This is a genomic window from Posidoniimonas corsicana, assembly GCF_007859765.1.
GTDB classification, from domain to species: Bacteria; Planctomycetota; Planctomycetia; order Pirellulales; family Lacipirellulaceae; genus Posidoniimonas; species Posidoniimonas corsicana.
Window position 1 is genome coordinate 426,331 of record NZ_SIHJ01000003.1, and the last position, 11,574, is coordinate 437,904.

Annotated in this window: 14 protein-coding genes; 4 read left to right on the top strand and 10 right to left on the bottom strand. The window is 67.7% G+C overall.

Annotated elements, in window-relative coordinates; translation table 11 throughout:
• Window positions 1-25: 25 nt before the first annotated feature.
• From KOR34_RS21110 to KOR34_RS21120, 3 genes are all read right to left on the bottom strand, one after another.
• Window positions 26-661 (bottom strand): RNA polymerase sigma factor, encoded by a 636-nt coding sequence (locus KOR34_RS21110; RefSeq protein WP_146567957.1) that lies wholly within the window; start codon window positions 659-661, stop codon window positions 26-28.
• A gap of 353 nt (window positions 662-1,014) precedes the next feature.
• Window positions 1,015-1,581, bottom strand: coding sequence for a hypothetical protein (locus KOR34_RS21115; protein ID WP_146567959.1), 567 nt, complete (start codon window positions 1,579-1,581; stop codon window positions 1,015-1,017).
• Window positions 1,582-1,632: 51 nt separating this feature from the next.
• Window positions 1,633-2,100: a hypothetical protein gene (locus KOR34_RS21120; protein WP_146567961.1), complete on the bottom strand. Its 468-nt coding sequence runs from the start codon at window positions 2,098-2,100 to the stop codon at window positions 1,633-1,635.
• A 318-nt stretch (window positions 2,101-2,418) separates the two neighbouring features.
• Between KOR34_RS21120 and KOR34_RS21125 the strand changes: the two genes are divergently transcribed.
• The gene (locus tag KOR34_RS21125; RefSeq protein ID WP_146567963.1) at window positions 2,419-2,838 is read left to right on the top strand and encodes an ester cyclase; all 420 of its coding nucleotides are present in this window, start codon (window positions 2,419-2,421) and stop codon (window positions 2,836-2,838) included.
• Window positions 2,839-2,968: 130 nt separating this feature from the next.
• Here KOR34_RS21125 and KOR34_RS21130 read toward each other — a convergent pair whose 3' ends face one another.
• Together KOR34_RS21130 and KOR34_RS21135 are read right to left on the bottom strand one after the other, a co-directional pair.
• A complete protein-coding gene (locus KOR34_RS21130; RefSeq protein WP_146567965.1) occupies window positions 2,969-3,316 on the bottom strand; it encodes a DUF2185 domain-containing protein in 348 nt (115 codons plus the stop codon).
• A 42-nt stretch (window positions 3,317-3,358) separates the two neighbouring features.
• The gene (locus tag KOR34_RS21135) at window positions 3,359-4,108 is read right to left on the bottom strand and encodes a sugar phosphate isomerase/epimerase family protein (protein WP_146567967.1); all 750 of its coding nucleotides are present in this window, start codon (window positions 4,106-4,108) and stop codon (window positions 3,359-3,361) included.
• A gap of 287 nt (window positions 4,109-4,395) precedes the next feature.
• On the opposite strand from KOR34_RS21135, the gene mutY reads away from it, so the two are divergent.
• Together mutY and KOR34_RS21145 are read left to right on the top strand one after the other, a co-directional pair.
• Window positions 4,396-5,496 (top strand): A/G-specific adenine glycosylase, encoded by a 1,101-nt coding sequence (gene mutY, locus KOR34_RS21140; RefSeq protein WP_146567969.1) that lies wholly within the window; start codon window positions 4,396-4,398, stop codon window positions 5,494-5,496.
• A gap of 37 nt (window positions 5,497-5,533) precedes the next feature.
• Window positions 5,534-6,088 carry a GNAT family N-acetyltransferase gene (locus KOR34_RS21145; protein WP_146567971.1) on the top strand — a complete coding sequence of 185 codons (555 nt, stop codon included), beginning with the start codon at window positions 5,534-5,536 and terminating at the stop codon, window positions 6,086-6,088.
• A 122-nt stretch (window positions 6,089-6,210) separates the two neighbouring features.
• Here the strand turns inward: KOR34_RS21145 and KOR34_RS21150 are convergent, their stop codons facing one another.
• Complete coding sequence (locus KOR34_RS21150) at window positions 6,211-6,612, bottom strand: SMI1/KNR4 family protein (protein WP_146567973.1); 402 nt, start codon at window positions 6,610-6,612, stop codon at window positions 6,211-6,213.
• Window positions 6,613-6,827: 215 nt separating this feature from the next.
• Between KOR34_RS21150 and KOR34_RS21155 the strand changes: the two genes are divergently transcribed.
• Window positions 6,828-7,250 carry a GCN5 family acetyltransferase gene (locus KOR34_RS21155; RefSeq protein ID WP_146567976.1) on the top strand — a complete coding sequence of 141 codons (423 nt, stop codon included), beginning with the start codon at window positions 6,828-6,830 and terminating at the stop codon, window positions 7,248-7,250.
• 115 nt (window positions 7,251-7,365) lie between these two features.
• On the opposite strand, the gene KOR34_RS21160 is transcribed toward KOR34_RS21155, so the two are convergent.
• The 4 genes from KOR34_RS21160 to KOR34_RS21175 all read right to left on the bottom strand — a co-directional run bounded on the left by KOR34_RS21160 (window position 7,366) and on the right by KOR34_RS21175 (window position 11,520).
• Complete coding sequence (locus KOR34_RS21160) at window positions 7,366-8,409, bottom strand: mechanosensitive ion channel family protein (protein WP_146567978.1); 1,044 nt, start codon at window positions 8,407-8,409, stop codon at window positions 7,366-7,368.
• Between the two features lie 164 nt (window positions 8,410-8,573).
• Window positions 8,574-9,773, bottom strand: coding sequence for a hypothetical protein (locus tag KOR34_RS21165; RefSeq protein ID WP_146567979.1), 1,200 nt, complete (start codon window positions 9,771-9,773; stop codon window positions 8,574-8,576).
• A 194-nt stretch (window positions 9,774-9,967) separates the two neighbouring features.
• Complete coding sequence (bioF, locus tag KOR34_RS21170; RefSeq protein WP_146567981.1) at window positions 9,968-11,152, bottom strand: 8-amino-7-oxononanoate synthase; 1,185 nt, start codon at window positions 11,150-11,152, stop codon at window positions 9,968-9,970.
• 170 nt (window positions 11,153-11,322) lie between these two features.
• Window positions 11,323-11,520, bottom strand: a complete 198-nt coding sequence (locus KOR34_RS21175; RefSeq protein WP_146567983.1) for a hypothetical protein — start codon at window positions 11,518-11,520, stop codon at window positions 11,323-11,325.
• Window positions 11,521-11,574 lie beyond the last annotated feature (54 nt).

Consider the following 11,574-nt stretch of genomic DNA (forward strand, 5'->3'; position numbering starts at 1 on the left):
GTATTAGGGGGTGCGGTTGGCTGGGCTAGCCGTCTACTTTTTGTCCGTGGTCGACGTACGGCGTCAGCGCCTCGCGGAGCTTGCCGCGGGCGCGGGCCAGCAGCGACTTGATCGCCTGCGGGGTCATCTCCATGACCTCGCCGATGTCCTCGTAGCTCATGTGTTCGAATTTGGCGAGCAGCACCGCCAGGCGTTGCCGCTCGTTGAGGGTGTCGATGGCCGCCAGCACGGCCTCCTGCATCTCCGACTTGTCGAGCTGCCGGGTTGGCATCAGCGCGCTGGCCGCGGTCGCCGAGGCGACCACCGGGTTGAAGCTGCTGTCGTCCGGCTTGGCGGTGACGTTCACCTCCTTGCGGCGCGACAGCGTCCGCAGCGCGTTGGACGCCACGTTGTTGGCGATGGTGAACAACCAGGTGGAAAACTTCGATCCCGGCACGTACCGCTTGCGGGCGCGGTACACACGCAGGAACACGTCCTGGGCCAGGTCCTCGGCGATGTCCCGCTTGCCGGTCAGGTGCGCCATGAGCGACACCAGCCGGTTCTGGTAGCGGAGCATCAACTCCTCGAACGCCGCGGCGTCGTCGTCGCGCACGCGCAGCATCAGCCGCACGTCCGGGTCGGCGTGCGTGTAGCGCTGGATCGTGCTGTCGCTGATCGACAAAGGGGTCTCCGGCGTGGGGGCCGCGCGGTGGCTGTGGGTGCTGTCGCAGGGGGTGCGCCCGGCGGGACGCGTCCCGCCAGCCCTACCAGTTTAGGTGGCGGGGCGGCCTTGAGCCAGCTAGCCGGTTCCTCCACGTGGCCTGCAATGATAAACCCCGCTCCCCGCGGCAGGTTCCTCCGCTTTGCGGGCCGGTGAAGCGGCTGATCGGGTGACCACCACCGGCACGGGGTGCGCCCCGATCAGGGCGCCGCCCGATTCTCGGGAAACAGCGATTCCGGTGCAGGTCGGGTGGGGCGAGCAATCCGGTAGGCGGGGCAGGCTGCCGGATTCCGACGGATTGGTTTTCACGCCGGCTAGCGGCGATGCACGTCGCACCCGGGCAGCAGCTCTTGCAGCCGTTCGAGCCCCTCGGCCGGGAAGTCGGTGGGCAGCCACAGCAGCTTCAGGCTGGTCAGTTTGGCGAGCTCCGGGATCGACTCCTCGGACACCGTGGTCGACGCCAGATCGAGCGTGTGCAGGTCGGGCAGGTTGTGCAGCAGCGCCACGTGACGGTCCGCTTCGCGGCTGAGCGGCGTGGGGGTGGCGACCGGGCCCAGGAAGTGCATGAAGCCCGGCTGCTGGGGGATGGGGGTCTCCTCCACGAACCTCACGTAGTAGACCCGGTTGAAGTAGTCGTCGCCCACCCACCGGCGGGCCCACCGCCAGGTCTGCGGCTTGCGGCTTCCGCTGAGCACGCCCCCGAGGTCGTCGTCGACGTAGTGGTGGAAGTCGTAGTAGACCGTGCCGCCCAGCTCCTGCAGCCGCTCGACCGCCCGCGCCTGCCGCCGCGCGTCGGCCAGCTGCAGCGCAAACCAACCCGACAGCAGGCTGGCCAGCAGCACCACCAGCAGTAACGCGCGGAGGTTGAATCTCAGTCGCATGGCATCGTCCGCTACAGCGCGAAGCCCGTGGTGCGCCGTCGCCCGCCGAGCCTACAGGCTGGGCGTCTCCTCGCCGACCATGTGCAGGTGGTTGTGGTCGACGGTGATGATGTACCGCCCGTCGGGGCGGTAGGCGCCGCGGCTGAAGTAGATCGAGCACCGGTAGTGCGCGTGGTGCTGCTGCCCGGGTCCGATCATCGGGTACACCCGCACCGGGTCCACGTAGTCGGCCACCTTTTCGCGCACGATGCGGACGTTCATGGTGGGGGCCTTCGCGCCCCGGGGCAGCGCCCGCTGCAACGCCCGCATCACCTCGGCGTCGCTGGGCGGGGGCAGGGCGGTCGTCTTGCCGCCGTCGGTGATCGGCCCCAGCACCGGAACGACCGCCGTCGACGCCCGCGGCGAGGGCCACAGGTAGAGCGCGGCGCCGAACCCGATCGAGAGCACGGTCATCACCGCCAGCAGCGTGCGGGTGCGGAAACGCGGCCAGCGGAGTCTAAGCCTTGACGTCGTGATCACCGGTCGGGCCTCAGGGACGCTTGGTTTGCCTGCCTGCCGTTCGGGGCTTGGCGTTGGCGGGGCCCCTGTGTGACGCCTTGGTGAACGCTGTGAGGAACACCCCGATCAACGAGCTGCAGTCTACGGATTCCGGCAGCGGAAATCACTAGAGAACGCTCGGATCCCTCGGTGTGAGTCCCAGGTGAGCAAATCATGTGGCCACATGACGCGCATCCCGGTCTGGCGTTAACCCCGTCACCCCCCTGGAGATGGTTGTGGCCGTGGGAGAAACCGGCTACCGTCCGCGGGTTGCGCCTTCTCTAACCTAAGGGGTCTCACATGTCTGCGAGCCACAAAGCCACGTCGAAGCAGCTCCTGGAGCTCTGGGGGGACAACGCGGTTCATCAGGCCGCCGATTTCTTGTCGGACGGGTACATGAACCACCAGATGCCCGACGCCGGGGGCGGCGCCTCGGCGAAGTCGCTGGCGGAGTGGAAGACGCTGGTCACCGAATTCCACAACGGCTTCTCGGACGTGCGGATGGAGGTGCTGCAGCAGGTTGAAGAGGGCGACTACGTCTGCTCGCGGTGGAAGATGACCGCCAATCACACGGGCCCGTTTGCGGGCTACGAGCCGACCGGCAAGACCACCAGCTGGACCGGCGTGCACACCGACCGCTACGAAGGAGATGCTCTCGTCGAGTCCTGGGTCGACTGGGACAAGTACGGGTGGCTGGAGGGGCTCGGCCTGGTGGGCTGATGTCTGCCCGCGACATGCACGACGACCCGTTGCCGTGTGCTGAAACAATGCGAGTGCTGTGAGTTACGCGGCCAGCGAGGACATCGCTGGGGTCTTCTCAGTCGGGGGTCGCGCCGACACGCGTAGGTAATCAGTCTTCAGGCGGGCCAAACTCAACGGCCTCGAACGCGCCGTTATGTTGATTCCTCTCGTACGCAGAGCCGACCGGCGCGCCCAAGAATGGGATAATGTCCTGATCGTAATTGGCGATTGTATTGACGTCGTAGATGCCGTGATTAGTTGGCTCGTTCATGTACTCGTCGGACTCAAAGCCCGACATGAACCTCCAGCCGCTGTCATGTTCGCGGTCCGTCGCTTCCCGGTACATGAAGTTGACTCGCTTGCCATCCACCGTGATCAAGTCGGTAGCGATACATCCGCCGAATCCCTCTGCTAGCGGTGCAATCTGTTTGGCAGTGAGTTTGTAGTGCTTGGCCACGGGTGTGGGGGCTTAGTTAGTAGGTGGCTTGCGCTGACTACTCTACAGCAAGCTATCCAGCAGCAACCGGATCTTCCGCATCTCGCCCTCGTGGTCGACGTCCGCCATCGGGGTCATGTTGACCGACAGGGCGCGGTTGTAGCGGGCGGCGTTCAGCTGGCTGACCAACTTGCCGTAGTCGATCTCGCCCTGGCCGACGCGGACCTGCAGCTCGTTCTTGCTGGTGTCTCGCAGGTGCACGTGCTGCACGTGCTCGATCAGCTTGTCGTAGCCGCGGTTCTGGTTGGGGCCGAAGATCATGCAGCTCGGGTCGAGCGTCAGCTTCAGGCCCGGCACGTTGTTGCAGAACATCTGCGCGGTGTCGACGTCCTGGCTCATGCGGTCGACCTGGGTCTTGAGCGCGGCCACGGCGCCCTCCAGCGAGGCGATGGCCGACAGCTTGCGGAGCCGCTCCACCTCCTCGTTGAACGGGGCGCCCAGCTCGGCCGACGGCACCACCATGGTCACCACCTTGATCGCCTTGGCCAGCTTGCAGCACGCCGCAAACTGCTCGTAGTACGCGTCGCCCTCGGCCTCGATGTTGATGGACAGCGCGGCCACCGACATGCGGTGCGTCTCGCGGCACAGGTTTACCGCCCGCTCCAGGTCTGCTAGCACCTCCGATGGCTTGAGCCAGCCGTCGGTCTCGTGGATCGCCAGCTCGACAACTGTGTACTCCAGGTCGACGAGGCGCGCGAGCGTCTCTTTGGGGCTGAGTTCCGGGAAACACTCCGTCGAGGCACAAACAAACACGAAAGGCTCCTTCCAAGGCTGGCGCCAACCGGCGCGTTACAACCCGCCTACTTTAGCGACCTTACGCGAAAGCCTGCAATGGCGATAGCAGCACTCTCTAGCCGGCGAGCTACGCCTCGCCGGATGCCCCGGAGCCGATGCTCCTGACGAGCAAGCTCCACACCGGGTTCCCCGCCGAGGCGTAGCTCATCGGCTAGGGACTGTCGCCGACCAGCGGCTTCCATCGGGCGCCCCGCTCTGGCATGCTAGCAGACAGACCCACGCCGAACCCGCACCTACTGCGCACGATGCCCGTCACGGAAGACGCCCCGCCTTTCACGCCCGCCCGGCTGCGGACCCTCCGCCGGCGGCTGCTGGACTGGTTCGCCGAGCACGCCCGGGACCTCCCCTGGCGGCAGAACCGCGACCCGTACCGCGTCTGGCTCAGCGAGGTGATGCTGCAGCAGACGCAGGTCGAGACCGTCAAACCTTACTTCGCCCGGTTCCTCGAGGCGTTCCCCACGGTCGTCGACCTGGCCGCCGCGCCGGAGCAGGAGGTGCTGCGGCTGTGGGAGGGCCTGGGCTACTACCGCCGCGCCCGCGGGCTGCACGCGGCCGCCAAGGTTCTCGCAGCCGAGCACGAATCCCGCTTCCCGCGCGACGTGGCGGCGCTGCAGAAGCTGCCGGGCGTGGGCCGCTACACGGCCGGCGCGATCGCGTCGATCGCGTTCGACCTGCCGGCGCCGATCCTCGAGGCCAACACCATCCGGCTGTTCACCCGCCTGGCCGCGTACCGCGGCGACCCCACGTCAACCGCGGGACAGAAGTATCTGTGGGGCGTGGCCGAAGAGCTAGTCCCGCAGCAGGGCGCCTCGCGGTTCAACCAGGCGCTGATGGAGCTTGGCGCGCTGGTCTGCACGCCCAAGGCGCCCAACTGCCAGGCGTGCCCGCTCGCCCGTCAGTGCGAGGCGAACCGCCAGGGCCTGGTCGAGCTGCTGCAGCCCACCACCAAGAAGCTGAAGTTTATCGACGTCAGCGAGGCCGCCGTGGTCGTCTTCAAGGGGGGCGAGGTGCTGGTCCGCCAGTGCGGACCCGGCGAGCGGTGGAGCGGCCTGTGGGATTTTCCAAGGTTCGCTGTTGAGAGCGAAGGGCCGCTGTTCGCGCAGGACGAACTCGCCAAGAAGGTCGCCGAGCAGACCGGCGTTCAGGTCCGCGGCGCGTCGCACCTCAAGACGCTCAAGCACGGCGTCACCCGCCACCGCATCACGCTCGACTGCTACACCGCCCAGCGTTCGGGCGGCCGCCTGCGTTCCACGGCGGACAGCCCCACGCGGTGGATCGACCCCGCCGAGCTAAGCGAGCTGCCGCTGAGCGTGACCGGGCGGAAGATCGCGAAGCTGATTGCGTAGCCTCGGACAGCCTCGCGGCCGTCACAGGAATCCGCGGATGAACGTCGAGCTCAAGCTGACCGACCGGCAGGACGCCTACGTGGTCCAGAACCTGTGGCCCCTCTACCGGCACGATGTCTCTGAGTTCGACGCGAGCTTCGTGGCCAACCGCCATGGCCTGTTCGACTGCGGCGACCGCCTGCCGACGCTCGCCGAACACACCCAGCACGAGACCGCCCGCTGGTGGACCGACCCGGCGGCGCTGTTCCCCTACCTGATACTGGTTGACGGTCGCCCGGCCGGGTTCAACCTGGTCGCGGCGCGGTCGAGCCTGCCGGCCGGCATCGACGCCGATTTTGTTGTGCACGAGTTCTTCGTGCTGCACGCGCACCGCGGGCGGAAAGTCGCCGAGAGGGCCGCCGTGCTAGGGTTCGATGCGCACCCGGGCAGTTGGGAAGTGGTGACCTGGCCTACGCACACACGGGCAATCCACTTCTGGCGGCGGACGGTCAGCGGCTACGCCGCCGGAGAGTACCGCGAGGACGAGGTCGATCACCCGTGGGGCAGGCGGGTTGCCTTCCGGTTTGAAAGCCGCGGCGGGCAGGATGCCTAGGCGTGGCGCGGCGGCGCCCTTGCGAGCGTAGTCATGCAGGGTGGGCGGCAGCGAAGCGGATGCCCATCGTTGGCGAATTCACGGCCTTAAGCGGCGGTGGGCTGTTAACCCATCCAACACATCTAGGCATCAGGAAGGTCGCCAAGATCATCCGCCACCTTTTCGACTGCCCCTGTCTCGTGGTCCCACCAGTAGACTTCGTGTGTTAGTAGGGACGGATCACTCGACTGCCGCAGAAAGATAAGCTGGTCACCAGTGCCGTTACCACCGATTGCAACGGCGCTGGGAGGGAAATCGGGCCACTCGTTTGCCGACTCTGTTTCCCGTACGACGTCGTTACATGTGCGTTTGAGGCGTTTTTTGTCGCTGGTATCAAGTATTGGGTACAGCAGCCATACATCTGGCGGAGCCTCAACTCCCCCGCCATTGGCTTTCACGATTCGAACTACGTACGACGGCGGGAACATAACGCCTAGCTTGCGTTCTGTTTCTTTCAAGAACCGGATGTCGACTCGAAACGGCATCGAGGATCGTTCCCTCTCGAAAGTCGTAGAGTGAGCGGCAGCGCAGGTACGCCCACCATTTGCAAGTTCGCCAACGCATTCGTCGGAGGGGTGCACTCCAACAGCCAAGTAGGGTGGGCGGCAGCGAAGCGTACGCCCACCATTGGCGAGCTGGCCAGGTTATTCGGCGGTGGGCCTATCGGTCCACCCTACATCCAATAAATGGAGGACTTGCGATGAATCCACCTGCCGTACTAGACCCGGACGCCGTCGGCACGTATCCCGCATTGGCCAAGGCTGGCGGCGGGTACGTGTGGGACGAAGTGCTAGAGTACCGGGTGTGGTGCTACCCGGCGAAGGGCGCCGCGGATGAATGTAATGGCTCGGACTACTACTACTCGTTTGGAAGCTATGATGAAGCGCACCGGTTTTGTCAGCAAACCGCCGGAGCCGAAGAGGTGCTGGCGCTGGTGCTGCAGCGTGAGTACCTCGATGAACCAGCTCCCGGGGAGTTCATTCACGTCGCACAGGAGCGAGTGACAGAATGGCCGGTGGAATTCCTCTCTCGGCCGAGAAGGACCGCCCAAACTATCCCTGATTTCCTATCGCCGTCTGCTCCGCCGAACCGGTTGGACATACTGCGCGGACTGGTGGAGTGATAACTCGTGGTGGCCGGCAGCGCAGCGTACGTCCACCATTGGCGAGCTGGCCAGCTCATTCGGCGGTGGCCTATCGGCCCACCCTAAAGCCTGAAGGCTGGACCTCAACAGCCGGCTACGCCGCGTTCGGCTGATCGATGTGCACATCCATCTGCGGGAACGGGATCTCGATCCCCTCGCCGTCGAGCCGGACCTTGATCTCGCGCAGCAGCCGCTGCTTGATGGTCAGGAAGTCGGCCGTGGGCGCCCACACGCGGACCGACCAGTCGACGCTCGAAGCGCCCAGGCCCATCAGCACGACCGCCGGGTCCTTGCCCGGGTACACGCCCTCGATGCTGGCGGCCACCTGCTCCAGCACGGCCCGGGTCTGGTCGATGTCGGCCGAGTAGCTGACGCCGACGTCGCCGTCGCAGCGGCGGTAGGAGTGGTAGGTGATGTTCTCGATCACCGCGCCGAAGATCTCGCCGTTGGGGATGATGATCCGCTTGTGGTCGAACGTGTCCATCGCGGTGGTGAAGATCGAGATCTCGTCGATCACGCCGGTCTGCCCGGCCACGTTCACCGCGTCGCCCACCTTGAAGGGGCGGAACAGGAGCAGCATCGCGCCCGCCGCGAAGTTGGACAACGTGCCCTGGAACGCCAGGCCGACCGCCAGGCCCGCGGCGCCGATCAGCGCGGCGAAGCTGGTGGTCTGCACGCCGAAGTAGCTCAGGCACATAAGGCCGGCCAAGAGCAGCACCAGCCAGCGGACCAGCCGCGAGAGGAACTTGGTGAGCGTGGCGTCGAACTTCAGCCGGCCGAGGGTGCGGTCCACGGCCATCGAAGCCCAGCCCGCCAGCGTCCACGCGATGTAGAAGACGATCAGCGCCAGGCCGATGCGCGCGCCCCACTGCACCGCGTAGTACGTGACGATCTCGGTCCACTCGCCCGCGTCGAGCCGGGTCCACTTGAGGGTCATGAACTCGTTGTACGCCTCCTTCGACACGCCGGGCGGCGGCGCCAGCAGGTTCTCCTTCACCGCGTCGACGGCGGCCTCCTCGGCGGAGACCGGCGGCCTGTTCGCCGCGGCCTGGGCCGGGGCGGCGGGCGGCTGGGGGGCGGCCGGTTGCGTGGTGGGGGGCTGAGCGGCGGGCGCTTGGGCAAGCAGCAAAGACAGCATCCTCGGCTCCGTCCGGGCGGTGCTGGGGGAGGGGCACAAACGGCGCGACTTCTAGCAGACGCGCGGCGGGCCCGCAATGCGAACGCGGGCGGCTTGGCTGGCGGCCCCCAGGCGGCGGCGCAGCGGCCCGCTAGCAGGAGAACGGCGGCCGGGGCGGCCGGGGTTTACAGCGCGTGGCTGTCGATGGCGCCGCGGGCGGGCGTCGGGTTGCTGTCGAGGTCGGACGCGCCGATCAACGCCGCCTGCACCGAGGCCAGCCGCTGGGCGGTGCTGACGTTGGCGGCCAGCGTCTGCGTCAGCAGCTGCTTGGCGCGGTCCGCCTGCCGCTGCACCGCGGCCAGGTGGTCGGTGATGGTCTTGAGGTCGCGCTGCACGCCGGCCAGGTCGTGCTTGAGCTTGCGCTGCTCCTCGTTGCGGAACTCGCCGTGCTTCTTCGCGCCGTCCAGGGCCGCCTGCATCTGCTTCAGGTTCGACTGCATGGCCAGGCCCTCGCTCCGCAGCTCGCGCTGCCGCTTGGCCTGCTCCTGGAACTCGAACGCGTAGTCGCGCAGCTGGCGGAAGTAGATCTTCTGCTGGGCGGTGTCCATCGACTCGGGGCCGACCAGTTTGCCGTCGGCGTCGATGCCCATGATGCGGCGGGGGTCGTCGTCCGGCTGGGTGGGGCCGCCGTGGCGGACGTACTCCTCGACGCTGCCCTCCGGCAGGATCGCCTGCAGCTGCTCGTCGGTCAGGTCGGCGAACATCTCGTAGTTGTCGACCGGCATGGTCTCGTGGAGGGTCCAGGGGCGGCCCTCCGCGGCGCTGTTGAAGTAGCGGTCGAGGTCGGCGTTGTGCATCTGCAGCACCGGTTCGAGCTGCAGCTGACGCGGGGCGGCCTGCACCACGCGGAACTCGCCGATGTAGCTGGCGCCCTGCGACGGGTCGCCCCGTTCGAACGCGTAGAGGATGGCGCCCTCGCTCACGTTCATCGGCGGCGCGTCCTCCGCCACGCCGACGGTGACCATCAGCGTGTCGTTGTTCGGGGCGCCCAGGGCGCGGACGTCTTCCCACAGGCGGCCGCGGACGCGGTTGACCATCCGCAGCTGGAACTCCAGGTCGCCCAGGCTGGGCGTCGAATCGGACCCGCGGTCGATCGCCTCGATCTGGCGCTCGACGTTCTCCAGCTGCTTGAGGCTGTTGGCCTCGGCCCTTTGGTACTTGGCTTTGTTCTCGAGCACGCGGTAGCCGAGGTTCGAGTAGCCGACGGTCGCCAGCACCAGGCCCGCCACGACCAGCACGTGGGCCCAGTGCCACACCTTGCTGGCGAAGATCGCCAAGACGATGGTGGCTATCAGGACGACAACGACGACTATCAGGCCGATCATGCGCTCAACATCCGAGGCCGGCCCGCGCGGACGCGGGGGGCGCAGCTAGGGGGTTTGGGTAATCCGTGAACCTTGATCTTAAATGCCGGCGGGCCAAAGATCAACGAAACGGGCCGCCCAGCCGAGCCGCAAATCCTTGCGATTATGCCGGTTACACGCCCTGGCGGGACTCCGTGCCCCTGCCGGAAGGGGGCTTACGAGCTCTCCCCCAACACGTCGATCAGCCGCTCCAGCTGCTGCTCGCGGTGGTCCGCCGACAGGCTGATCCGCAGCAGCGACTCGCCCGGCGGCACGGTGGGGGGCCGGATAGCGGGGACCAGCAGGCCGGCCTCCAGCAGCCGCGCGGCCGCCTGCATCGTGCGGTCGACATCCCCTAGCACCACCGGCACGATCTGGCTGACCGACGCGCCGCAGTCCCAGCCCCGCGCCCTCAGGCGGCCGCGGAGCGAGTCGGCCAGCGACCGCACCCGCCGCCGCCGGGCCGGCTCGTCCCGCACCAGGCCGAGCGCCGCCAGGGCCGCCGCGCAGTTGGCCGCCGGGTGCGCGGTCGAAAACACGTAGCTGCGGGCGCGGTTCGCCAGGTAGTCGATCAGCTGCTGCGACCCGGCGACAAACCCGCCCGCGCAGCCGAGCGCCTTGCTGAGCGTGCCGATCTTGACGATGGCCGCGTCGCGGATGCTGGGACGCTGGTCGGCGAAGTGCTCGACGCAGCCGCGGCCGGTCGCGCCCCACACGCCGGTGGCGTGGGCCTCGTCGACCAGCAGCACCGCGTCGTGCTCGACGGCCAGCTCCGCGATCCGCGCTAGCGGCGCAAAGTCCCCGTCCATGCTGAACAGCGTATCGGTCACAATCAGCCGCCGGCGGCGGTCGGAGGACTCGGCGAGCAGCCGCGCCAGCTCTTGAACATCGTTGTGGGGGTAGACCCGCGTGTCGGCCCGCGACAGCCGGCAGCCGTCGATCAGGCTGGCGTGGTTCTTGGCGTCGGAGAAGATGGCGTCGCCCGCGTCGGCCAGCGCCGGGATCACGCCCGCGTTCGCGGCGAAGCCGGACGGGAACAGCAGCGCGGCCTCCTCGCCCTCAAACTCGGCGAGCCGGCGTTCCAGCTCGGCGTGCAGCGAGCTGCGGCCGGTGACCAGCGGGCTCGCGCCGGCGCCCCAGCCGTGATGGGCGATCGCGTGGCGCGCCGCCTCGGCCAGCAGCGGGTGGTTGGCCAGGCCGAGGTAGTCGTTGGCGCTGAAGTTCACCAGCCGCCGGCCGTCGATCTCCACTTCGCTGGTCTGCGGCAGGCCCCGCTCCCGCAGCGCGCGTCGCAACCCCCGGGCGTCGAGGTCGGCGAGCGCGTCGGCTAGCCAGGACAGGGGGGACGAATCAGCGGGCATGCCGCCGATTATAACCGAGCGGAGTCCTTTCGGGTGGCGGGGGCGCTCCGCGACAGCGGAAGCCCCCGAGGAGCGCTTGCTCCGCCCAGTACATCGCGGGGGCTTCCCTTCGGGAGCGCCCCCGGCACCCGACGATGCGTAGCTGCCGCACGGCGCCCAGAGTTGCGTAGCTACCCCACCGCGTCGAGCTGCTGACCCTTGCCGGCCGCCTTGCCGAGCTGGCCCGCGGCTTCGATCAGCTGCACCGCGGCGTCCCCCGCGGCCTGCTGGGCGTCGAGCGACTTCCTCGCCACCGCGAAGGCGACGCGGCCGTAGCTCTCGGCCTGCTTGGCGGCCAGCACGCTATTGATGGCGGAGTCGGTGCTCATAAGGGGGTTCTATCGGCCAGGGCGGTAGGCGAGCCCGAAACCGTAGCACGAAAA

Coding starts and splice junctions, on each gene's coding strand:
- mutY (WP_146567969.1), top strand. CDS start 4,396: ATGCCCGTCACGGAAGACGCCCCGCCTTTCACGCCCGCCCGGCTGCGG.
- KOR34_RS21175 (WP_146567983.1), bottom strand. CDS start 11,520: ATGAGCACCGACTCCGCCATCAATAGCGTGCTGGCCGCCAAGCAGGCC.
- KOR34_RS21115 (WP_146567959.1), bottom strand. CDS start 1,581: ATGCGACTGAGATTCAACCTCCGCGCGTTACTGCTGGTGGTGCTGCTG.
- KOR34_RS21160 (WP_146567978.1), bottom strand. CDS start 8,409: ATGCTGTCTTTGCTGCTTGCCCAAGCGCCCGCCGCTCAGCCCCCCACC.
- bioF (WP_146567981.1), bottom strand. CDS start 11,152: ATGCCCGCTGATTCGTCCCCCCTGTCCTGGCTAGCCGACGCGCTCGCC.
- KOR34_RS21125 (WP_146567963.1), top strand. CDS start 2,419: ATGTCTGCGAGCCACAAAGCCACGTCGAAGCAGCTCCTGGAGCTCTGG.
- KOR34_RS21165 (WP_146567979.1), bottom strand. CDS start 9,773: ATGATCGGCCTGATAGTCGTCGTTGTCGTCCTGATAGCCACCATCGTC.
- KOR34_RS21150 (WP_146567973.1), bottom strand. CDS start 6,612: ATGCCGTTTCGAGTCGACATCCGGTTCTTGAAAGAAACAGAACGCAAG.
- KOR34_RS21145 (WP_146567971.1), top strand. CDS start 5,534: ATGAACGTCGAGCTCAAGCTGACCGACCGGCAGGACGCCTACGTGGTC.
- KOR34_RS21155 (WP_146567976.1), top strand. CDS start 6,828: ATGAATCCACCTGCCGTACTAGACCCGGACGCCGTCGGCACGTATCCC.